At 58.5% G+C, this 22,016-nt stretch carries 18 protein-coding genes and 1 tRNA gene; 11 read left to right on the top strand and 8 right to left on the bottom strand.

Going from position 1 to position 22,016, the window contains the following annotated elements; genetic code table 11:
- The first annotated feature begins 152 nt into the window (after window positions 1-152).
- Window positions 153-1,451: a 4-aminobutyrate--2-oxoglutarate transaminase gene (gene gabT / locus ACJY2L_RS14110; protein ID WP_439212347.1), complete on the top strand. Its 1,299-nt coding sequence runs from the start codon at window positions 153-155 to the stop codon at window positions 1,449-1,451.
- Between the two features lie 294 nt (window positions 1,452-1,745).
- Window positions 1,746-3,104, top strand: coding sequence for an APC family permease (locus ACJY2L_RS14105; protein WP_439212346.1), 1,359 nt, complete (start codon window positions 1,746-1,748; stop codon window positions 3,102-3,104).
- Window positions 3,105-3,150: 46 nt separating this feature from the next.
- Here the strand turns inward: ACJY2L_RS14105 and ygbI are convergent, their stop codons facing one another.
- Window positions 3,151-3,912, bottom strand: coding sequence for a DNA-binding transcriptional repressor YgbI (gene ygbI, locus ACJY2L_RS14100; RefSeq protein WP_067431977.1), 762 nt, complete (start codon window positions 3,910-3,912; stop codon window positions 3,151-3,153).
- 243 nt (window positions 3,913-4,155) lie between these two features.
- Between ygbI and ltnD the strand changes: the two genes are divergently transcribed.
- The 5 genes from ltnD to ACJY2L_RS14075 all read left to right on the top strand — a co-directional run bounded on the left by ltnD (window position 4,156) and on the right by ACJY2L_RS14075 (window position 9,162).
- Complete coding sequence (ltnD, locus tag ACJY2L_RS14095; RefSeq protein WP_439212345.1) at window positions 4,156-5,067, top strand: L-threonate dehydrogenase; 912 nt, start codon at window positions 4,156-4,158, stop codon at window positions 5,065-5,067.
- Complete coding sequence (otnK, locus tag ACJY2L_RS14090; RefSeq protein WP_439212344.1) at window positions 5,064-6,329, top strand: 3-oxo-tetronate kinase; 1,266 nt, start codon at window positions 5,064-5,066, stop codon at window positions 6,327-6,329. Before ltnD ends, otnK begins: the two co-directional genes overlap by 4 nt.
- Window positions 6,326-6,949, top strand: a complete 624-nt coding sequence (gene otnC, locus ACJY2L_RS14085; protein ID WP_439212343.1) for a 3-oxo-tetronate 4-phosphate decarboxylase — start codon at window positions 6,326-6,328, stop codon at window positions 6,947-6,949. The genes otnK and otnC overlap by 4 nt, the downstream gene beginning before the upstream one ends.
- A gap of 2 nt (window positions 6,950-6,951) precedes the next feature.
- Complete coding sequence (locus ACJY2L_RS14080) at window positions 6,952-7,737, top strand: HPr family phosphocarrier protein (RefSeq protein ID WP_439212342.1); 786 nt, start codon at window positions 6,952-6,954, stop codon at window positions 7,735-7,737.
- Window positions 7,738-7,806: 69 nt separating this feature from the next.
- Window positions 7,807-9,162 carry a GntP family transporter gene (locus ACJY2L_RS14075; protein ID WP_209501751.1) on the top strand — a complete coding sequence of 452 codons (1,356 nt, stop codon included), beginning with the start codon at window positions 7,807-7,809 and terminating at the stop codon, window positions 9,160-9,162.
- Window positions 9,163-9,197: 35 nt separating this feature from the next.
- Here the strand turns inward: ACJY2L_RS14075 and sbcB are convergent, their stop codons facing one another.
- From sbcB to ACJY2L_RS14055, 4 genes are all read right to left on the bottom strand, one after another.
- On the bottom strand, window positions 9,198-10,625 hold the full coding sequence (sbcB, locus tag ACJY2L_RS14070) for an exodeoxyribonuclease I (RefSeq protein ID WP_439212341.1): 1,428 nt from the start codon (window positions 10,623-10,625) through the stop codon (window positions 9,198-9,200).
- 217 nt (window positions 10,626-10,842) lie between these two features.
- Window positions 10,843-11,568: a DUF421 domain-containing protein gene (locus ACJY2L_RS14065; RefSeq protein ID WP_439212340.1), complete on the bottom strand. Its 726-nt coding sequence runs from the start codon at window positions 11,566-11,568 to the stop codon at window positions 10,843-10,845.
- Between the two features lie 2 nt (window positions 11,569-11,570).
- Entirely contained in the window at window positions 11,571-12,269 is a 699-nt protein-coding gene (locus ACJY2L_RS14060; protein WP_439212339.1) for a DUF421 domain-containing protein, read from the bottom strand.
- A 188-nt stretch (window positions 12,270-12,457) separates the two neighbouring features.
- Window positions 12,458-14,593 (bottom strand): TonB-dependent siderophore receptor, encoded by a 2,136-nt coding sequence (locus ACJY2L_RS14055; protein WP_439212667.1) that lies wholly within the window; start codon window positions 14,591-14,593, stop codon window positions 12,458-12,460.
- Window positions 14,594-14,935: 342 nt separating this feature from the next.
- Between ACJY2L_RS14055 and dacD the strand changes: the two genes are divergently transcribed.
- The 3 genes from dacD to ACJY2L_RS14040 all read left to right on the top strand — a co-directional run bounded on the left by dacD (window position 14,936) and on the right by ACJY2L_RS14040 (window position 17,784).
- Entirely contained in the window at window positions 14,936-16,105 is a 1,170-nt protein-coding gene (gene dacD / locus ACJY2L_RS14050; RefSeq protein WP_439212338.1) for a serine-type D-Ala-D-Ala carboxypeptidase DacD, read from the top strand.
- A 151-nt stretch (window positions 16,106-16,256) separates the two neighbouring features.
- Window positions 16,257-17,315, top strand: a complete 1,059-nt coding sequence (locus ACJY2L_RS14045; protein ID WP_439212337.1) for an FUSC family protein — start codon at window positions 16,257-16,259, stop codon at window positions 17,313-17,315.
- A 148-nt stretch (window positions 17,316-17,463) separates the two neighbouring features.
- A complete protein-coding gene (locus tag ACJY2L_RS14040; protein ID WP_067431926.1) occupies window positions 17,464-17,784 on the top strand; it encodes a DUF496 family protein in 321 nt (106 codons plus the stop codon).
- A gap of 38 nt (window positions 17,785-17,822) precedes the next feature.
- On the opposite strand, the gene ACJY2L_RS14035 is transcribed toward ACJY2L_RS14040, so the two are convergent.
- The 3 genes from ACJY2L_RS14035 to ACJY2L_RS14025 form a co-directional block, all read right to left on the bottom strand.
- A complete protein-coding gene (locus ACJY2L_RS14035; protein WP_439212336.1) occupies window positions 17,823-18,905 on the bottom strand; it encodes a LacI family DNA-binding transcriptional regulator in 1,083 nt (360 codons plus the stop codon).
- A gap of 29 nt (window positions 18,906-18,934) precedes the next feature.
- A complete protein-coding gene (locus tag ACJY2L_RS14030) occupies window positions 18,935-19,855 on the bottom strand; it encodes a ketopantoate reductase family protein (RefSeq protein ID WP_439212335.1) in 921 nt (306 codons plus the stop codon).
- Window positions 19,856-19,978: 123 nt separating this feature from the next.
- Window positions 19,979-20,054 (bottom strand) — tRNA-Asn (locus tag ACJY2L_RS14025).
- Between the two features lie 176 nt (window positions 20,055-20,230).
- Here ACJY2L_RS14025 and ACJY2L_RS14020 point away from each other — a divergent pair.
- Window positions 20,231-21,934, top strand: coding sequence for a DNA/RNA non-specific endonuclease (locus ACJY2L_RS14020; RefSeq protein ID WP_439212334.1), 1,704 nt, complete (start codon window positions 20,231-20,233; stop codon window positions 21,932-21,934).
- The last annotated feature ends 82 nt before the right edge of the window (window positions 21,935-22,016 follow it).

Raw genomic sequence — 22,016 nt, 5'->3', positions numbered from 1 at the left:
GGGGCAGGCCGCATCGCCGCGCGTTTTTTCTGTCCCAGGCCGCAGGGAGGCAGCAAATCAGGCTGGCGGATGAGGTGCTTTATATAAGCCGCCGTTACAGGCAACCCGCTGTTGTCCCCCCATCTCAGGCCTCCCGGCTCAAGGAGTTCAGCATGTCGCACTCTAATCATCAGTGGCAGTCCCGTCGCGAGGCGGCAGTCACACCCGGCGTAGCCAGCGCGCTGAACGGTTATCTCGCCAAAGCACGCAACGCCGAGCTGTGGGACGTGGAAGGGCAGCGCTACATCGATTTTGCGTCCGGCATTGCGGTGTTGAACACCGGCCATAACCATCCAAAGGTCATTGCCGCGGTGCAGGCGCAGCTGGAGCAGTTCACGCATCCCTGTTTTCAGGTTACGCCGTACGGCAGCTATGTTGAGCTGGCGGAAAAGCTTAATGCGCTGGTGCCGATTCAGGCGCCCACGCAAACACTGCTAATGTCGACCGGTGCCGAGGCGGTGGAAAATGCTATCAAGGTGGCGCGCATTGCTACCGGACGCAGCGCCATCATCGCCTTTCGCGGCGGTTTTCATGGCCGCACGCTGTTGGGTATGGCGCTGACCGGCAAAGTGCAGCCCTATAAAAAAGGTTACGGCCCGTTTCCAGGCGGCATTTTTCATGCGCCGTACCCCGCCAGCTATCTGGGTATTTCAGACAATCAGGCGCTGGGCGCGCTGCAGGGCATTTTTGCTGCTGACGTGGCGCCCGACGATGTCGCCGCGATCATTATTGAGCCGGTTCAGGGCGAGGGCGGTTTTTATGCCGCCTCACCCGATTTTCTGCGCCAGCTGCGAAAGCTGTGTGACGAGCATGGCATCGTGCTGATTGCCGATGAGATTCAGAGCGGCTTCTGCCGCACCGGTAAAACCTTTGCCATTGAGCACAGCGGCGTGGAGCCGGATATTATAACTATGGCGAAAAGTCTTGCCGGTGGTTTTCCGCTTTCGGCGATTGTTGGCCGTCGTGAGCTGATGCAAAAAGCGCTGCCTGGCGGGCTTGGCGGCACCTACGCTGGCTCACCGATCGGCATTGCCGCCGCGCTGGCGGTGCTGGAGATCATTGAAGAGGAACAGTTGAACCAGCGCGCGGAGCAGCAGGGCGAGCTGTTACAGTCGGCGCTGCACGCAATGGCCCGCGAATTTGAGTGTATCGGCGACGTGCGTGGCTGCGGCGCAATGGTGGCGATGGAGCTGGTGGAGGCGGGCGATCGGCAGCGGCCGGACAAGCTGCTGACGCAGGCGCTGGTGCAGGAAGCAGGCCGTCAGGGGCTGGTACTCCTCTCCTGCGGCGTACGCGGTAACGTGATCCGTTTTCTGATTCCGCTGACCGCCAGTAAAGAAATTATCGAGGAAGGCCTGAACGTCTTGTATTCATCACTGCGAATGGTGCAAAATACGCGCCCTGCAAAATGAAAAAATAACCGACGCTACCCGCGCCGGTTATTTTTTTGCATGTTTCTGTGAATTTACCATCGCTGAGGCCGGACAACGTTCCGGATAGATACTCACTAAAAAAGCACGCAAAACGTGTCATGTTAAGGAAAAGTACAATGGGTCACTTTGTTAACCTTGCACCAGCTATGGCTGGTCGACTCCGTGATGATTATGGCGCCACGCTGGCCGCTAACTCATATCCTTTCTTTCGCCTCGCGCGAAATTTCCCTGTGGGGCAATCCAGCAAGGTTGCTGCTATGGGGAGTCTGAATCATGACGCATAAACAGTCTGCCGCACCTCAAGGTGCCCATCTGAAAAAAACTCTGACTTTACTGCCGGTGGTAATGATTGGCCTTGCATACATGCAGCCAATGACCCTGTTTGATACCTTCGGCATCGTATCAGGCCTCACCGACGGCCACGTCGCGACCGCTTACGCCTTTGCGTTAATTGCCATCCTGTTCACCGCGGTGAGCTATGGCAAGCTGGTGCGTCGTTTCCCGTCCGCCGGTTCAGCCTATACCTATGCACAAAAATCGATCAGCCCGCACGTAGGCTTTATGGTGGGTTGGTCATCGCTGCTCGATTATTTGATCATGCCAATGATCAACATCCTGCTGGCGAAAATCTATTTCGAAGCGCTGGTTCCCGCGGTGCCTTCGTGGATATTCGTGGTGGCGTTAGTCGGCTTTATGACCCTGTCCAACCTCAAGGGCATCAAGACCGTGGCTAACTTCAACAGCGTCATTGTGGTGCTGCAGGTTGCAGTCATGATCGCGCTAATGGTGATGGTGGTGTACGGCGTGGCGCACGGCGAAGGTGCCGGTACGCTGGTCAGCAGTCGTCCATTCTGGTCTGAGGACGCACATGTCGTGCCGATGATCACCGGCGCGACCATTCTCTGCTTCTCGTTCCTTGGCTTTGATGGCATCAGTTCGCTGTCAGAAGAGACCAAAGACGCAGAGCGCACCATTCCACGGGCGATTTTCCTCACCGCGCTGTTCGGTGGCGTGATCTTTATCGTGGTCTCTTACTTCCTGCAGCTCTACTTCCCGGATATCACGCGCTTCAAAGATCCAGACGCATCGCAGCCAGAAATCATGCTTTACGTGGCGGGTCGCACCTTCCAGTTTGGCATCCTGATCTTCTCCTGCGTAACCGTGCTGGCATCCGGTATGGCCGCGCACGCGGGCGTCTCGCGCCTGATGTACGTGATGGGCCGTGACGGCGTTTTCCCGGAGCGTTTCTTCGGTTATATCAGCCCGAAATGGCACACGCCGACCTTCAACGTGATTCTGGTAGGCCTGGTGGCATTAAGCGCTATCTGGTTTGACCTGGTTACTGCGACGGCGCTGATTAACTTTGGTGCGCTGGTGGCGTTTACCTTTGTGAACCTGTCGGTGATTTCACAGTTCTGGATCCGTGAGAAGCGTAACAAAACGCTGAAAGACCACTTCCAGTTTCTGGTGCTGCCGTCGATGGGCGCGCTGACCGTGGGTGCGCTGTGGGTTAACCTGGAAGAGAGCTCAATGGTTCTCGGCTTGGTGTGGGCGACGTTGGGTATTATTTACCTGGCATTCGTTACCCGTAGCTTCCGCAATCCGGTGCCGCAATACAGCGAAGAGCTGTAAGCGATAGTCCGATCTTTCGCCCCGCCATGCTGCGGGGCGAAATCATTCATCCCGCCAGTAGCAGTTCCCCGTTCCCCTTACCTACATTCTCCTTTGCCGTGGCGCTCAGCTGCGAATCGGTAATAATCACATCAAACGTCGCCAGCGGCAGCGCCAGCCAGGTGGCAATCTTGTTGTATTTGGAGCTGTCGCTCAGCAGCACGCGTTTGCTGCTAACCTCGCTTACCGTTTGTTTCACCGTGACCTTGTCTTCATCCGGCGTGAAAATGCCGCGCGGGCCCCAGCAGGAGGCGGAAATAAAGGCGATATCGATCGCCAGATGGCGCAAGGCCGCCGCCGCCGCATGGCCGACGCAGGAGCGATTCTCCCGACAGACGATGCCGCCGGTGTGAATCACCCGGCAACCGCTGCTGTCAATCAGCAAATTGGCAATCTCAAAGTCGTTGGTCACCACCAGCAGATCATCACGTTCGGTTAACTGACGCGCCAGCGCCAGCGTGGTGGTGCCAGCATCAAGATAAATGCAGCTGTGACGCGGAATGTGCTGTGCCGCCAGCAGGCCAATCGCCCGCTTTTCATCGTTGTACATGGCACTTTTTGCCAGATGCGATGGCTCTGCCGCCAGCCGTTCCGCCGTTCGCACGCCGCCCGATACCGACAGCACCGCACCTTGTTCCTCCAGCTTTTGCACATCACGCCGAATGGTCATATGCGATACGCCAAGCCGTTCGGTCAGCTCGCTGATGCTCACCACGCCGCGTTCAGCCACCAGCGCCAGAATTTGTTGATGTCGTTCTACGGGAATCACTGCTTACCCCCCTGCGTTATCATTTTTTCACATTGTAATGTAACAGCGCATCGATGCCAGCGAAAATCACCGCTGCCAGCGGCAGTTGTAGTCGGTATTGATGCGCTTTCCTGTTAACTCCTGTGAAAATTAGCGGCCATGTGTGTTAATTATTGTGAGACTGAGCACGTTTATTGCGCCGCTTCTCTGCCAGGATTAACAGTAACAAACAAATAATCACTTAATTTAACAGCGGAGGCGCATGTGCTTTCAACAGTTCGCAACATCTGTGTAATCGGTCTGGGCTCCATGGGCATGGGCGCAGCACAATCCTGTATTCGCGCAGGTCTCAACACCTGGGGCGCCGATCTCAATCCCACGGCGCTGGAGACGCTGCGTCAGGCAGGCGCGCGCGATGCGCAGCCTGCCGCTCATGACTTTGCCGCCGAGCTCGACGCGGTCCTGCTGCTGGTGGTTAACGCGCAACAGGTGCGCGCCATCCTGTTTGGTGACAACGGACTGGCCGCCAGCCTGAAACCGGGCACCGTAGTGATGATCTCCTCCACCATTTCAGCTGCCGATGCGCAGGCGTTTGCCCAGCAGCTGGCGGAACATCAGCTGGTGATGCTGGATGCGCCGGTATCCGGCGGCGCGGCTAAAGCGGCTACCGGCGACATGACGGTAATGGCTTCCGGCAGCGACGACGCCTTTACCCGCCTGCAGCCGGTGCTGGATGCCATCGCCGCCAAAGTCTATCGCGTCGGCAATGAGATCGGTCTCGGCTCAACGGTCAAAATTATTCATCAGCTGCTGGCGGGCGTGCATATCGCGGTAGGCGCCGAGGCGATGGCGCTGGCGGCACGGGCGGGCATTCCGCTGGCAACCATGTATGACGTGGTGACCAATGCCGCCGGTAATTCGTGGATGTTTGAGAACCGTATGCAGCACGTGGTGGACGGCGACTACAGCCCGAAATCCGCGGTCGATATCTTTGTGAAAGATCTCAATCTGGTGGCAGAAACCGCCAAGTCGCTGCATTTCCCTCTGCCGCTGGCCTCGACCGCGCTCAATATGTTTACCGAAGCGAGCAACGCCGGATATGGTCGGGAAGATGACAGCGCGGTGATCAAGATTTTTAGTGGCATCACGCTGCCGCAGGCAAAGGGGGAGGCATGAGCCGTTTAGGCGTTATCGCCGATGATTTTACCGGCGCCACCGACATCGCCAGCTTTCTGGTGCAGAACGGCCTCGCCACTATTCAGTTTAACGGCGTGCCGCAGGGCGATGAAAAGGTGAATGCACAGGCGATTGTTGTCAGCCTGAAATCACGTTCCTGCCCGCCGGCGCAGGCGATTAGCCAGTCGCTGGCGGCGCTGAGCTGGCTGCAACAGCAGGGCTGCGATCGCTTTTACTTTAAGTATTGCTCCACCTTTGACAGCACCGCCACGGGCAATATCGGCCCGGTGACCGATGCGCTGCTGGCGGCGCTGGATGAAACCCTAACGGTGATCTCTCCGGCGTTGCCGGTTAACGGCCGCACGGTCTATCAGGGTTACCTGTTTGTGAATGACCAGCTGCTCTCTGACTCCGGCATGCGCCATCATCCGGTCACGCCGATGACCGACAGCTATCTGCCGCGACTGATGGAACAGCAGGCGCACGGCAAGGCGGCGGTGATCGGCACCCCCACGCTGGATCGCGGCGCCGGGGCGGTGCGTGAGCAGCTCACGACGCTGGCGCAGCAGCAGGTTCGTTACGTGGTGCTGGATGCGTTACACGAACAGCATCTGCTGGTGCAGGGCGAAGCGTTGCGCGAGATGCGGCTGGTGACCGGCGGTTCTGGCCTGGCGATTGGCCTGGCGCGGCAGTGGGCCAATAACAGCACGGTGAATCTTCAGGCAGAACAGGCGGGCAGGCCGCGTGGCGATCGGGCAGTGGTGATCTCCGGTTCCTGTGCGCAGATGACCAATCGCCAGGTCAGTGCCTATCGCCAACAGGCACCGGCGCGGGAAGTGGACGTGGAAGCGTGCCTGCAACAGGTCGAAAGCTATGCTCAACTGCTTTGTGACTGGGTTGAGGCCAACACGCATCAGCCGCTGGCGCCACTGCTCTACGCCACCGCCGACGCGCAGCAGCTACAAACCATTCAGCAGCGCTACGGCGCCGCACGCAGCAGCGAAGCGGTGGAGCAGCTGTTTGCCGCCGTGGCGCGCGAACTCAAAAGCCGTGGCTGGCAGCGCTTTATTGTCGCCGGTGGCGAAACCTCCGGCGTGGTGGCGCAAAGTCTTGGCGTGACCGGCTTTCATATTGGCCCCACCATTTCGCCGGGCGTGCCTTGGGTACGCGATATCGATCAGCCGCTGTCGCTGGCACTGAAATCGGGCAATTTTGGCGATGAGCAATTCTTTGCGCGGGCACAAACGGAGTTTCCACTATGACTGAACAACAGGCACGACAGGAGATGGTGCAGCTTGGCGCGTCGCTGTTCCAGCGCGGCTACGCCACCGGCTCGGCGGGCAACCTCTCGGTATTACTGGAGGATGGCCGTTTGCTGGCTACGCCAACCGGCTCCTGCCTCGGCGAGCTGCAGGCAGAAAACCTGTCTATCGTGACGCTGCAGGGCGAGTGGCTGGCGGGCGATAAGCCATCGAAAGAGATCGCCTTTCATCGCGCGCTCTATCTGAATAATCCTGCCTGCAAAGCGGTGGTACATCTGCACAGCCATTACCTTACCGCGCTCTCTTGCCTGCAGGATCTCGATACCAACAACTGCATTCGGCCTTTCACGCCCTATGTGGTGATGCGCGTCGGTGACGTGCCGGTGGTGCCCTATTATCGGCCAGGTGACGTGCGGCTGGCGGAAGATCTCGCCGTGCTGGCGCCGCGCTATCGGGGTTTCCTGCTGGCGAATCACGGCTCGGTGGTGGTCGGCGGTTCGTTACGCGAGGCGGCAGATAATACCGAGGAGCTGGAGGAGACGGCGCGCCTGATCTTCACCCTTGGCGATCGGCCTGTGCGTTATCTCACCGACGGCGAAGTCGCGGAATTAAGGAGCTAATCATGCCAAAGTTTGCGGCTAACCTGTCGACACAGTTCACCGAACTGCCTTTTATCGAACGCTTTGCTGCGGCTGCTGCTGCGGGCTTCGAGGCGGTGGAATTTCTGTTTCCCTATGATTATCCGGCGGCGCAGCTGAAGCAGTTGCTGAGCGAGAATCAGCTGCAGCTGGTGCTGTTTAATACCGCACCAGGCAACGTCGCGGCGGGCGAGTGGGGCGTATCTGCCATTCCGGGACGCGAAGCGGAGGCGCGAGCGGATATCGATCGCGCGCTGGAATATGCGCGTGCACTCCATTGCCCGCAGGTGCACATCATGGCGGCCACGCTGCCCGAGGGTGCCGATCGTGAAGCCTTTTGCCAGACGTTCATCAGCAATATGCGCTACGCCGCCGAGCGCTTTGCACCGTACAACATCGATCTGCTGATTGAGGCGCTGAACCCGCTGACCAAACCCAACTATCTCTATGCCAGCCAGTATCAGACGCTGGAGATGGTAAAGCGCATCGACCGACCTGGCGTCTATACCCAGTTGGATCTGTTTCACGCGCAGCTGGTTGACGGCAACCTCAGCCACCTGATTCGCCACTTTGCTGGCTGCTATCGCCACGTGCAGATCGCTTCTGCGCCCGATCGGCATGAACCGGACAGCGGCGAGATTAACTATCCGTGGCTGTTTGCGTTGCTCGATGAGGTGGGATACCGCGGCTGGATCGGCTGTGAATACGTTCCCCGCGGCAACACGCTGGACGGCCTGGGCTGGTTTCAGCCGTGGGCAACGCGCCGTTAACGCCAGGGCGGCAGGCAACTGCTGCCCCGTTCCTGTCTGCTGATAACAAAACTTTTCCTGAGGTTTACCATGTCGACCGCGTTGCTGTTAGCCATTGCGACCGCCAGCATTGTCATTTTGCTGCTGCTGGTTATTAAAGCCAAAGTTCATCCTTTTGTTGCCTTGCTGATAGTGAGCCTGTTTGTGGCGATCGCCACCGGCATTCCCGCTGAAAAAATCATGGAAACGATCACCAGCGGCATGGGCGGATTGCTCGGACATATCACTATTATCATCGTGCTGGGCGCCATGCTCGGCGCGGTGATCGAAGCCTCCGGCGGCGCTGAGTCGCTGGCGCAGCGCTTCAGCAAATCGCTGGGTATCAAGCGCACGGTAGCGGCGTTGACCATGGCGGCGTTTATCCTCGGTATTCCGGTGTTTTTCGAGGTCGGCTTTATCATCGTGATTCCGCTGATTTATGGCTTTACCAAGGTGGCGCGCGTCTCGCCGCTGAAGTTTGGTTTGCCGATGGCGGGCGTAATGTTAACGGTGCATGTCGCCTTGCCAACCCATCCGGGCGCAGCAGCGGCAGCCGGTATTCTGCATACCGATATGGGCTGGCTGATGATGCTTGGCATCGTGATTTCGATTCCGGTGGGTATTGTTGGTTATTACGTGGCGAAGCTGATGAACCGCCGCCATTTCCAGCTTAGCGTTGAGGTTCTTGAGCAATTGCAGATGGCGAAGCCCGAAGGCGCGCCGAAAAAACATGAGCCTGCACCGCCGGGTGCGCTGACCATTAGCGGACTGATCGTGGTGCCGATTGTATTGATCGTACTGGGCACGCTGTCGCACACGCTGCTGGATGAAGCCAGCATGCTGCGCAAAGTGATGACGGTGATCGGCACACCGCCCATTGCGCTGCTGATTGCGCTGGCGCTGGCCGCCTGGCTGTTGGGGCTGCGCCGCGGCTGGAGCAAAGACAAGCTGGAGCAGCTTACTGCCCACGCTATTCCTGGTTCGGCCAGCGTGATTCTGGTGGCAGGCGCGGGCGGCGCTTTTGGCAAAGTGCTGGTGGAGTCGGGCGTCGGTAAAGCGCTGGCCCTGACGCTGGAGGCGCTGCATCTGCCCCTGATGCCCGCGGCGTTTATCCTGTCGCTGGCGCTGCGCGCCTCCCAGGGATCGGCCACGGTCGCCATTCTCACCACCAGCGGTCTGCTGGCGCAGGCGCTAACCGGCGTCAGTGAGATGCAACGGGTGTTGATTACGCTGGCGGCCTGCTTCGGCGGCCTCGGATTATCGCACGTTAATGACGCCGGATTTTGGGTGGTCACGCGCTATCTTGGCCTGTCGGTCGCCGATGGCCTGCGCACCTGGACGGTGCTCACCACGGTGATGGGCGTTTGTGGTTTTGCCCTGACCTGGCTGGTCTGGGCGATGGTATAAGGCAAAAAAATCCCCTCTGTCGAGGGGATTAGTCGTTATGAAACCAGTTCGCGCGCGTACTCATAGAGCGCTTTCAGCTGCGCTATCTTATCGCTGTCCGCCTCATGCAGGCTGGCCAGCGACTCAAGCTCCAGCAGGAAACTCTGCACTCGCTCCGGATTCAACACTTCCCGACGATGCTGCAACCAGCGCTGCTGTTCGGCATCATCCAGCGTGCCGGGAAAGTTGCGCGCCCGGTAGCGAAACAGCAATTTCTCAATGCGCACATCGTTGAAGGTCAGATCCAGCGCGGGCAGATTCTTCGCCTCGGTCTGCTGCAAAATGGTCATGGCGGCTTTATCGGCATCACTGAAAAAGCCGTTATAGATCTGCGCGTCCACATCCTCGGAGGGGGTAAACGGTTCAGCTTCAGCAAACAGCGCCACCACTTTTTCACGGATGTCGCTTTGCTGGCGCAGCGTTGCCAGATTATTCAGGCAGTGCTGGCGATCGATGCCTAACCGTTGCGCATCTTCCGGCCGCAGCGTATTGGCGGGCGCCAGCACCGGGCATTTATTGATGTGCACCAGCTTGATCGGCACCGCCGCTTCACCGTTCAGCGCATCGGCGCGGGTATAAAGCCGCTCGCGCAGGGCATCGGCATCCAGCGTCAGCAAGGGCGTAATATCGCCAGCCAGATCGCAAACAATCAGCGCGTTACGATTTTCCGGGTGCCAGGCCAGCGGGGCGATCCAGCTGGTGTTGCCGCGCCAGGCGCCAAACATGCCGGAAATATGCAGCAGCGGTTTCATCTGCGGAATATCGATCAGCGTATTGAGCTTCTGCTTGTTGCGATGGCTGAACAGGAAGTCGAAAAGTTTTGGCTGTTTCTCTTTAACCAGCTTCGCCATAGCGATAGTGGCGTACACATCAGACATCGCATCGTGCGCATTTTCATGCGCCACGCCGTTGGCTTTGGTCAGCAGCTCAAGGCGGAAGCTGGGAAAGCCTTCTTCATTTTCCGGCCAGTTGATGCCATCGGGGCGCAGCGCATAGCATGCGCGCATGACGTCGAGCAGATCCCAGCGCGAATTACCGTTTTGCCAGCTCCAGGCGTAAGGATCGTAGAAGTTGCGATAAAAAATATTGCGCGTCACTTCATCATCAAAACGCACGTTGTTGTAGCCCACCACGCAGGTGCCCGGCACCGTAAACAGCGCATGAATCCGCGCCGCAAACTCCACTTCACTGATGCCGCGCGCCGTCGCCAGCTGCGGCGTAATGCCGGTGATCATCACCGCCTCTGGCTGCGGCAGATAATCATCCGCGGGCTGGCAATAAAACACCTCCGGCTCACCGATGATATTGAAATCCATATCGGTACGGATACCGGCAAACTGCGCCGGCCGATCCAGCGATGGGCTCTTGCCGAAGGTCTCATAATCGTGGAAAAGGAAGGTAGGTTGTTGGGCTGTTTTTGACAAAATGGTATCCGGTTCAGAGGGCTGGATTGAGGTAATAAGCGCTTATTATACCCAGGAATCGGCATCCTTGTTATCAAACGGAACATTGGCGGAACCCGCCGCGCATTCTGGCCGCGTTTTTTTTCGACACCTCACCTGAGGCCTTATCCAGCCGGGGCGAACCATTATTTCTTGCCTGCAGCCTTCTGCCAGCACCCCAATAATCAAACCACATCCTTCAGCCTGCTTCCCTGCGGTGATCTTCTTGATGCGCACCATAAACCTTGTCGATGCCGAGCCGTTTTACCGCAGGCTGCCATTGTTGCCTGCCACAGTGTTCACATCCTTCATCTGGCGGGCATTGCGCATTGACCACATGGCCGCAGTGTCCGCAGGCAAAGCAGTGGTCCACCGCGATACGTTGGGTAAACGTTTTGCTCTGTTCCGGCAGCAGCCATAATCCCGCGCGGGGTTGCCGATACAGCAACAGGCTCACCCGGCCAGAGGGTTCCAGCCAGGCACGGCGCACTTCGCCGAGGTGCTGAACCCCCATTGCGCGCAGTTCGGAAAACGCCCGATCGCGTGATAGTTCGGCGTGCTGCAAGTGCTCCAGCGCCAGCCGTCCGTCCATAACCAGCGGCGTGGCATCGCCCTGGGTCAGGGTCTCTACCCGGCGATAATAAAATGAGCACAGCGACAGCAGGCGGAAACAGCCCAGCAGCGTGATCAGCAACAGCAGGGTGGTCAGAATGCCTTTATCCGGCGTCTGCAGCGGCGCACCAATTGCCGCGCCGGGCATCACCATGATCGCCAAATCGATGATGCTCAGCTGTCCGGCAAAGCGGCGGCCCATCAGACGCAAAACCAGCAGCAGCACCAGATAGATGACCACAAAGCGCAGCATGACTTCAGCGGCAAAGCTCCACGGCGCTTCGCCCATCAACCATCTGTTCAGCCTCTCCATGATTAATCCTCCACCGAGACGCAGGCTGGCAGCCAGTGTTGCGCATGGCAGCGGATGCAGGCGCAGTTTGGAGCCGGTTGCTGTTCAATTACATGACCACAGGATGCACAGGCCAGATGCCCGTCATCCTGCATGGCGGCCAGCAAGGCTTTATCATTGTGCGGCACAATCGGCAGGCCCGGCTGCGGTGTGTCGCTCCAGATCAACGTCAGCGCGCCAGAAGGCTCAAGATAGACGCGGCTGAGCTGACCAGGCTGCTGCACGCCACGACAACGCAGCAAAGAGAACATTTTTTCGCGCGAGAGCACGGCACCGCGCAGCGTATCAAGCTGTAGGCGGCCATCCTCCAGCGCGATGCGTTCCGGCCCAACCAGCAGCCGATCCACAGAACGAAAGCGCAGGCTGATATGGCCCATCAGATGCTGCATCGCCAGCAGGCCGATTACGATCAGCAGCGGTGGCAACAGGCCGCGCTTATCGTCCAGCAATGGCACGCCCATGGTGCCCGCGAGGGTAATCACCGCAGAGAGTTCAATCAGCGTATATTGCGAGGCGACGCGGCGACCCAGCAGGCGCAGTGCGACGATGATAATGACAAAACAGAGCAACGCGCGGATCATCACTTCAAGTAAAAATAGCGGAGGATGGCTGCCCAAAACCAAACGGGTGACATCCGAAAGTGAAATATCATCCTGTTTCATGACGACTGCAACTCCAGACGGTAATCATGGGAACAGTGATTATATCCGCCCGGCAAGAGCTTGCCCGCCAGCCACCCTCGCTGCCGTTTTGCTTGCTGGCCGCCGCGCCTTGTGGCATCGCCACTGGGCGATTATGTAAAAAATCATAAAAAAACCCGGCGGGTGCCGGGCTGTTAGGGGGTAGCGTATCAAAACGACAGGGTGACGCCTGCGTACCAGGCACGTCCCGGTTCGTTGTAGGTCGAGGCGCCTTCGTTCTCGCGATAGACGCGCTTATCCAGCAGGTTATTGATACCCGTGGTGGCACGCAGATTTTTGGTGAGATCGTAATTAAGGTTCAGACCAACCACCGAATAGGCAGCCACTTCGCGGTTGGAGAGCGTGCCCGCTTCGGTACGAATCTCGGCATACTCGCGCGGCTTCTGACGGCCATACATCGTCCAGTTCACATTGGTGGAGAACTTGTCGGTTACCTGCCAGTCGAGCTGCGTATTGATGGTGTATTCCGGGATGATCGACAGCGGATTGCCGGTTTGCTTGCTCTCGGAGGTAATCATCCAGGTGGCATTAGTGCGCCATTCCAGCGTGTCGCGAATAACCGGCACGCTCAGATTGCCTTCCAGTCCTTCCACTACCGCCTTGCCGCCATTCTCCCAGCGCAAAATGTTGTAGCCGTTGGAGGCTCTGCCCACCCGATCGGTGCCGGAGACGATTTTGTTTTTATAATCGTTGCGGAACCAGGTGACGCCCGCGATCCAGCCATCATGCGCAAACTCAAGGCCAAACTCTTTGTTGATGCTGATCTCCGGATCCAGATCATCATTGCCCAGCAGATAACAGCTGCCGCTGGTCAGGGTTAACGGACAGCCGTTGCCGCGCGTGGCCAGCAGATAGCCTTTGGTGGACTGATAAAGGTTCGGTGCCTTAAAGGCGCGCGCGATGCCCGCTTTCAGGGTGAAGTTATCGCCGAGGCTCTGGGAGAGGTTCAGGCTCGGACTCCAGTTACCGCCAAAGCTATCGTGATAGTCGAAACGCAGACCGGGAATCAGTTCGGTAGAGGAGGTGGCGGCAATATTATTTTCCAGATAGATGCCGCTGAGGTCGGCGCTGTTTTCGCTGCTGCGCCCGGCAGGATCGCCGGACGTCCCGCCGATGGTTACGCCCGCCGCATCAGTAGCTGACATTGAAGCGGGATCGTTCAGCCGATCGCGGTTCCATTCTGCGCCCAGCGTCAGCGTATGGTCGACCCACAGCTCAAACGGCACGTTAACTTCGCCATTGACGCGATAGCTCTCCAGACGGCTGGTGTTGAAGCTGTTGTCGTTGATCATGCCCTCAACGCGGCCGGTCGAGCCTTCGGTCAGGCGGGTATTATTGGTTTTTTCATAGTTGAAACTGAGCGTTGACTGTCCCCAATCCCAAATGCCGTTATGCGCAACTCCGTAGCTCTGACGATAAAGACGATTGGTCTCATGGCCATACAGTGATTCTACCAGGCCATTCGGGCTGGCGTTGGCGTTGCTGTACTGCGTATCACCGGCGTAAATATTGCCCTGGCGGCTGTAGCCATAGCTAAAATCCACCACCTGCAGCGGCGTGATTTTCCACGATAGCAGCGCATTGATATCTTTATTGCGCACGCCTTCGCGACCGGCGGCGTAAGAGCCGTTTTGCTGATTGTTGATGTCCCAGGCGTCGGCATCGGTTCTGTTGATGTTGCCGTAAAGGCGCATGGTCAGCGCGTCGCCGGCCAGCGGGCCGCTGAGATTGAAGTTGGCGCGGCGGGTGTCGCCTTCGGCATCATCTTCCGGCTGGTTGGTAAACAGCGACAGCGAGCCGTGCCAGTCACGGGTAGGGCGTTTGGTAATGATATTGACCACGCCGCCGGCGGCACCGGAGCCATAGCGCGCCGCAGCGGGGCCGCGCAGCACGTCGATGCGCTCCACCATTTCTGCCGGTACCCAGTTGCTGTCGCCGCGCGTATCACGCTCGCCGCGCCAGCTGTAGCGAACGGCGTTGCGCGAGGTGACCGGCACGCCATCGATCAGAATCAGGGTATTTTCCGGTCCCATGCCGCGAATATCGATCTGGCGATTGTTGCCGCGGCTGCCGCTGGCGCTGTTACCGGTGAGGTTGACGCCGGGCATTTTGCGAATGATATCGGAGAGATCGTTTACCGGCGGGCTCTTTTTGATCTCTTCCGCGGTGATCACCGAGGCGCCAGGCTGCTGCTTCAATTCCTGCTCGGCGGTCACGATCATCGCCTCGTCGGCGGCAAGGCGTTCTGTGTCGTCAGCGGCCAGCGTGCTGGTGCTGACCAGCACGGTTAACAGCAGGGCGGCAGGGCATTTTTTGTCATGTTTAGTTACATTCACCGGAGGTTTTCCTGTACCTGGAAACAATTAGAAGCGAATGCGCATGATAATGATAATAATTATCATTGTGTACACCCGGAAATGAATCTCCTTTATTTCCTCACGATTGCTGATAAAACCAGCGATTAAGTTCATCGCCCGGCCTGAAAAACCGCCTCACGGCGGGCGCAGCGGCGCAAAATTTAGCGCCAGCGTCATCATTCATATTTTCTTGCAATTGCCCGCAACAAAACGCCGCGCTTTGCCGTACAAAGTGCGCCGGAGATTTATTTTTTAGATGAGGAAGTTGTGTTGAAAAGGCGTCTGAGTGTTTCGTTATCCGTTGTTGTGGCTCTGATTTCTTCGGCATATGCCGATGACGATACGATGCCTTTCCCCCTGACGCCACCGGCGATCGATGCCGCTTCCTGGGTATTGATGGATGCCACCACCGGGCAGATCCTCACTGCGGGCAATCCTGATGAGCGGCGCAATCCGGCCAGCCTGACCAAACTGATGACCGGCTATGTGGTGGATCGGGCAATCGATCAGAAACGTATCACGCGTGATGACGTGGTGACCGTCGGCAAAGACGCGTGGGCTGCCGGTAATCCGGAGTTCAAAGGCTCGTCACTGATGTTTCTCAAGCCCAACGAGAAGGTCAGCGTGCGCGATCTGAGCCGCGGCGTCATTATCGATTCCGGCAACGATGCCTGTGTGGCGCTGGCCGATTACGTGGCGGGCAGCCAGGCCAATTTCGTTACGCTGATGAACCAGTACGTCAGCAAGCTAGGCCTGGCAAACACCCATTTTGAAACCGTGCACGGGCTGGACGCGCCGGGTCAGTTCTCCACCGCCCGCGATTTGGCAAAACTGTCGCGCGCTATTATCGCTGGTGAGCCCGATTTTTATCAGATGTACAGTGAGAAATCGCTGACCTGGAACGGCATCACCCAGCAGAACCGCAACGGCCTGCTGTGGGATAAAACCCTGCACGTTGACGGCCTGAAAACCGGTCATACTGCCTCGGCGGGCTTTAATATCATCGCCTCCAGCGTCGAAGGCCAGCATCGCCTGATCGCAGTGATCATGGGCGGTAAAAGCAGCAAAGGCCGCGAAGAGCAGGCGCGCAAACTGCTGACCTGGGGACAGAACACCTTTGATACCGTGCAGCTGTTCCATGCCGGGAAAAAGATCGGCGATGAGCAGGTCTGGTACGGCAATCCGCATCAGGTCGCGGTGGGCACGCAGCAGGACTATTATCTTTCGGTGCCGCGCAGCGAAGTCAAAGACGTCAAGGCCACCTACGTGATCGATCGCCCGCTGCTGGAAGCGCCGCTGAAGGCGAATGAGCCGATCGGCATCATCAAAGTGCTGGATAAAGGCAAAACGTTGGCCACCTATCCGCTGGTCACGCTGAACGCGGTTAACCAGGGCGGTATTGTGACGCGTATCGAAGATTATCTGAAGCTCAAGCTGTAACGCTGGCGCGCGGCAGCACAAGGTTGTAACGTTGATGTTGCCGCGCGTTACCGCGTTGTAAAATATAGAGAAATATCACCATAAAGCCGCGCTAATCCCGGCGCTCAGGCGTAAGATAGCGCGCAAATTGTTCGCTATTATGGAGCCTGCTTTGCGTCCCGATAAGCCGATATCGGCCTTTGAATTCCGCCTTTACCGACATTACCGCATCGTTCACGGGGTGCGCATCGCCATCGCCTTCATTCTCTCTTTTCTGCTGGTGCGCCTGACCGATATTCCGGAAGGCACCTGGCCGCTGATCACGCTGGTGGTGGTGATGGGGCCGGTTTCCTCATGGGGAAATGTGTTCCCGCGCGCGATTCAGCGCATTGGCGGTACCCTCGCCGGTTCACTCTCCGGGCTGGTGGCGTTGAAACTGGAGCTGATTTCGCTGCCGTGGATGCTCGTTTGGTGCGCGGTAGTGATGTTTGTCAGCGGCTATCTGGCGCTGGGTAAACAGCCTTATATGGCGCTGCTGATCGGCATTACGCTTGGTGTAGTGGTGGGTTCACCGGCTGGCGATATGGTTACCGCACTGTGGCGCGGCGGCGATGTGATCCTCGGCTCGCTGCTGGCGCTGTTTTTTACCAGCATCTGGCCGCAGAAAGCCTACATTCAGTGGCGCATCCGCCTGGCAGAAACGCTCACCTCAACGGCAAAAATCTATCACGCCGGTTTTTCTCCCAACGTGGTGCAGCAGCCGCGGCTCAATAAACCGCTACAGCGGGTACTGGCCGACGTGGTGAAGCTGCGTGCGCTGCTGGAGCCAGCCAGCAAAGAGACGCGTATTCCGCGCTCGGTAATGGATGCGATTCAGACGGTGAACCGCAACATCGTCTGTACGCTTGAGCTGCAAATCAACGCCTGGTGGGCATCGCGCGAAAGCCATCTGATCCTGCTAAACGCCCCGGCGCTGCGGCGCGCCCAACAGATGAGCGAGGCAACGCTGCGCAATCTGGCTGAGGTACTGATCAGCGGCGATCCGGAGAAAGTGGCGAGCAACAGCCACGAGCTGGCTGAAATCGCCAGCGAACTGCGTACGCTGATTAACGCCGCTAAAATTGGTGAGGGTGTGGAAACGCCGATTCACGGCTACGCCTGGCTGAGTCTGGAACTGGCTAAGCAGCTGGAAAGGTTAAGCGATCTGATTCGGCTGGCGCTGCGCAAATAACAACATACTGTGTGGAAAGGTATTTTCGCGCTAATATAAGCACCAGTCCGAATTTAAATGTGAAAATTGCCATCGGTGTCGGCGAGCCGCTAAGCTGAAGGCTGAACTTGTTACGCCTGCTCATGCAGGCCCAATCAAAGGTGTCATCATGGAAAATGCTAAGCAATCATTTCAGGACGTGCTGGAGTTTGTACGTATGTTCCGCCGCAAGAACAAGCTGCAGCGCGAAATTCACGATAACGAGAAGAAGATTCGTGACAACCAGAAACGCGTGCTGCTGCTGGATAACCTGAGCGAATATATCAAACCTGGCATGAGCGTTGAGGCGATTCAGGAAATCATCGCCAGCATGCGTGTGGATTACGAAGATCGCGTTGACGATTACATCATCAGAAACGCCGATTTGTCGAAAGAGCGTCGTGATCTCTCCAAGCGCCTGAAGGCGATGGGCGAGCCGAAACCGCAGTAATCGACCCTCCCTCATCCTCATTGCAGGATGAGGGAATGCTATTCGTGGCGCGGCTTCCGCGCCCGCAGCCTCTGCGCCAGCCTCGCCAGCTCATCGGCAATCTCCTTCTCTTCATCAGCGATATCCGCTCTGGCGGTGGTCTCGCGAATCACCAGTTCCGTGGTCAGCGGCGGCGCCTGCCAGCTGCGTTGTTCGATATTCGCGACCAGTTGCAACACACTCTGTTTGCCAAGCTGCCGTAAATCCTGACGTACGGTGGTCAACGGCGGCTGATACCAGGCGCTTTCCGCCGTATCGTCGTAGCCCACCACCGACACATCCGCCGGAACCCGCACGCCGTGTTGATGTAACGCGCGCAGGGCGCCGAGTGCCATCTGATCGTTAGCGGTCAGCAGCGCATCGGGCAGGTTATCCGGCAGCAGCGTTAGCATCGCCTGATAACCGGCGCGCGCGCTCCAGTCGCCTTCCAGCACGCTGTGCGGTTGCAGCTGATGTTCCGCCAGCACCTGTTGCCAGACGTCAAAGCGCTGTTTTGCCGCAACAGAAGAGGCGGGGCCGTTGAGCAGGGCGATGCGCCGATGACCGAGCGCCAGCAGATGTTCAGCACCCAGACGCGCGCCCCATTCTGCCGAACAGACGCACTGGGCCACCGGCGCATCCGCTGCCACGTCCATAAACAATGCAGGCAGCGTCGCCAGCAGTTCGCTCAGCTCACAGGCGTCGGCGGTGTGCAGCGGCAGGTTGAGCAGCAGGCCATCTACCCGCTGAGCCAGCAGTTCGTTGACCGCTGCGCGCGCCGCGTCAACACCGGGCGCATCGGCCATGGCGATCACCAGCTGATAACCCTGCGCCGAGGCTTCATGTTGAATGGCCGACGCGATCTGCGCCGGTGCCTGCAGCACCAGATCGCTGGTCGCCAGACCGATGGTGCGCCGGGTTTTGCCCGCCAGCTGTTGAGCAACGCGGTTGGGCACGTAGTTGAGCTGGCGCATTGCCGCTTCCACCCGCTGTCGGGTGTCAGGTGCCACCTGCTGCGAGCGGTTTAGGACGCGCGACACGGTCTGATATGAAACGCCAGCCGCACGGGCCACGTCGTCGAGCGTCACCGAGCGGGATGCCATGACCTTCTCCTGAATAATCTGCGGTGGCGTTATGCCTGTCGTTGCTGTTGCCAGACGTTAAGCTGCGTCCATGTCGCGCTGAGCAGCGGCGTTGGCACGCTGTGTCGCTGCGCGCGCTCGACCAGATCGCCAATAATTTGCTGCGCCTCGATGGCGTTGCCCTGCATCAGATCGCGATACATCGATGAGGTCATCGGTTTCTCAGTCTGACACAGGCTTTCCAGCAGGCGCGCGGTGACGGCGGGGCGATCCTCATAGCCGGAAGCGACCAGCGTCGCCAGCACCTCGGCAAACAGCGCGCCGATCAGCTGCTCGCCCTGCGGCGCGGCCATGACCTGCGCGGTATCGCCGCGCATCAGGCAACATACCGCGCCCAGGCTGGCCAGAAACAGCCATTTCTCACACAGATCGCGCTGCACATTATCACTGAGCTGTGCCTCGATATTCGCCTGACGCAGCAGCCGATCAAGCTGCTCAATGCGGGGCGTCATCTCGCCGGAGAATTCACCGTAGATCAGCTGATGCAGCGGCGTCATCTGCACAATCTGCTGCTGGTCATTCAGCGTGGCGATGATTTTGCACAGGCCGCCCACAATGCGCGCCTCACCAAAGCGCTGGCGCAGGGTGGCAATATGCTGCATGCCGTTGAGAATCGGCATAATCATCGTCTGCTCGCCGACCGCCGGGGCAATATCGTCCATTGCCTGGTTCAGCGCGAAGCTTTTCACCGAGAGAATAATCAGATCGAACGGCTGGCTGAGTTCATGTGCCTGCAGCAGCTGCGGTTTGAGAGTCAGATCGCCGTGCGGGCTGATGATCTGCAGGCCATCGCGCTTCAGCTGTTGCGCGCGCTGCGCCCGTACCAGAAAAGTCACATCCAGCCCGGCCTGCGCCAGTCGGGCACCAAAATATCCGCCGGTTGCACCAGCACCGACCACCAGAATACGCATCCTTCTCCCTCCGTTATTGTCAGCAGAAAGGCATAACCTGGCAGATTACCCGGCCCGATGCCAGCCGCGATCGACCAATACAAAAAGCCCGCTCGGGTTTCCCTGAGCGGGCTTCTCTAAATTTGGCTCCTCTGACTGGACTCGAACCAGTGACATACGGATTAACAGTCCGCCGTTCTACCGACTGAACTACAGAGGAATCGTGTGAACGGGGCGCATATTATCGGGCAGGTTACGCCTTGTCAAAGGCTGATTTCATAAATTTTACTGATTGCTGAATAAAACGGCAATCTGCGCTTTTTACCCTTGCCATGCCAGCGTCATCTTTAGCGACTATGGTTAGAAAGCGCCCTTTGACCGCGCCGGAGAGAAACCATGAACCAGCAACTGCAGGCTATGATTCAACACCGCGTGGCGCAGGCCATGCCGCAACCGCGAACGGTGATTACCGGCGGGCAAAACGACCTGTTGCCCACCGCCTTTATGACTCAGGGCGTGGCCCGCGCCCGGGCGGTGGCGATGATCCGCGAAGATGGCGTGCCAAAGGGCACCGGCTTTCTCATTCCCGGCGGGCTGTTTGTCACTAATCATCATGTGCTGCCGGAGCGCCCGGCGCCGGGTAAGATTACGCTGACCTTTGGCTTCTGGCTGGATGAGCAGGGCGTGGTGCGGCCGGGAACGCTGTGCGAGATTGACGCCGAACGCTTCTGGTTGACCAGCCCGCTTGCGGCGCTGGATTGTACGGTGGTGGCGCTGGGTGCTTTTCGTGACGGCGGTCGCGGCGATCTGCCGCTGGCAATTCCGCTGGTGGCGGGCATGGCGGAGCCGGGCGGCTACCTCAATATCATTCAGCATCCCGGTGGCCGGGCGCAGCAGGTGGTGCTGCGCAATAATGTGCTGCTTGCTAATCCGAAACCCTGGCTGCATTACGCCTCTGACACCGAAGCCGGTTCGTCCGGTGCGCCGGTATTTAACGATCGCTGGCAGCTGGTCGGCGTGCATCACGGCAGCGTACCCGATGCACAGGGCCAGCGCATTAATGAAGGCCTCGCCGCCAGCGCGCTGATCGCCTGGCTCAGTGAAATGCTGCCGCAGTTGCCGTCACCGATGCAGCCGCAGTTACAAAACGCCCTGCGTGGCGATCTGCATGCGCAGCCGTTGGTCGGCGCGCCGGACAGCTATTACGCCAACCGCGACGGCTATCAGCTCGCTTTTCTTGGCGAGCAGACGGTGACATTGAAGGATATTGTGGCACCGCGGGCGGCAGAGGTGGCGCCCTTGCTGGATGGCCGCAGCGGCAGCGATGCCATTCTTAACTATGAACACTTTTCGCTGGTGATGCATGCCAGCCGTCGCCTGGCGTTCTTCACCGCCACCAACATCGACGGCGCGCGTTATGTGGCAATCGATCGCGCCAGCGGTCAGCCGTCGCTGCTTGCCGAGGCGGACAGCTGGGTGGAGGAGAGCCGCCTCGACAGCCGCTATCAGACAGGCCAGGCGTTTTACCGTGAATTCAGCCGCTGGTTCGACCGCGGCCATCTGACGCGCCGTAGCGATCCCACCTGGGGCACGGCAGAAGAGGCGATGCGCGCTAACCGTGACACCTTTCACTTTACCAACTGTTCGCCGCAGCATTTCCGCTTCAATCAGAGCCTGAAATACTGGCAGGGGATTGAACGTTATATTCTGGAATTCGGCGTATTGAAATCTAAAAACCGCATTACCGTGCTGACCGGCCCGGTGCTTAACGGCGACGCGCGACCCTACGGCGAGGTGAGCGTGCCGCTGCTGTTCTGGAAAGTTGTGCTACGCATCGGCCCGGACGGAGACCCGCAGGCGACCGCGCTGATCGCCTCGCAGGCGGCATTAATGGATGAGCCGCGGCGCTTGCTGGCGCGCACGCCGGCAGAGAGCGCGCCGGATGTCGATGAGTTCCGTATTACCGTTGCCGGTCTGGAGAGCCTGACCGGACTCGATTTCTCCGCCTTTCGCCACTGGGATAGCTGGCAACCCGCTCCGGCGCTGCGTGCCGATCCGCTGCCCGCCGCGCTGATCCTGTCATGGGAAGATCTGCTGTAGCGGCAGGCGTGATGCGTGACCGCACGGTGATCACAATTATTTCATTTTGTCATTGTCGCTGCGATAAATGAAATATATATTT

It is taken from the genome of Duffyella sp. Ts4 (assembly GCF_051851875.1).
GTDB lineage: Bacteria > Pseudomonadota > Gammaproteobacteria > Enterobacterales > Enterobacteriaceae > Duffyella > Duffyella gerundensis.
The sequence above is the reverse complement of the archived record's forward strand: the minus strand, read 5'-3'. Positions and strand labels throughout refer to the sequence as shown.

Bases quoted from the DNA above. Each gene is read 5' to 3' on its own strand.
- gabT (WP_439212347.1), top strand. From the start codon at position 153: ATGTCGCACTCTAATCATCAGTGGCAGTCCCGTCGCGAGGCGGCAGTC.
- ACJY2L_RS14105 (WP_439212346.1), top strand. From the start codon at position 1,746: ATGACGCATAAACAGTCTGCCGCACCTCAAGGTGCCCATCTGAAAAAA.
- otnK (WP_439212344.1), top strand. From the start codon at position 5,064: ATGAGCCGTTTAGGCGTTATCGCCGATGATTTTACCGGCGCCACCGAC.
- otnC (WP_439212343.1), top strand. From the start codon at position 6,326: ATGACTGAACAACAGGCACGACAGGAGATGGTGCAGCTTGGCGCGTCG.
- ACJY2L_RS14080 (WP_439212342.1), top strand. From the start codon at position 6,952: ATGCCAAAGTTTGCGGCTAACCTGTCGACACAGTTCACCGAACTGCCT.
- ACJY2L_RS14075 (WP_209501751.1), top strand. From the start codon at position 7,807: ATGTCGACCGCGTTGCTGTTAGCCATTGCGACCGCCAGCATTGTCATT.
- ACJY2L_RS14065 (WP_439212340.1), bottom strand. From the start codon at position 11,568: ATGGAGAGGCTGAACAGATGGTTGATGGGCGAAGCGCCGTGGAGCTTT.
- ACJY2L_RS14060 (WP_439212339.1), bottom strand. From the start codon at position 12,269: ATGAAACAGGATGATATTTCACTTTCGGATGTCACCCGTTTGGTTTTG.
- ACJY2L_RS14040 (WP_067431926.1), top strand. From the start codon at position 17,464: ATGGAAAATGCTAAGCAATCATTTCAGGACGTGCTGGAGTTTGTACGT.
- ACJY2L_RS14035 (WP_439212336.1), bottom strand. From the start codon at position 18,905: ATGGCATCCCGCTCGGTGACGCTCGACGACGTGGCCCGTGCGGCTGGC.
- ACJY2L_RS14030 (WP_439212335.1), bottom strand. From the start codon at position 19,855: ATGCGTATTCTGGTGGTCGGTGCTGGTGCAACCGGCGGATATTTTGGT.
- ACJY2L_RS14020 (WP_439212334.1), top strand. From the start codon at position 20,231: ATGAACCAGCAACTGCAGGCTATGATTCAACACCGCGTGGCGCAGGCC.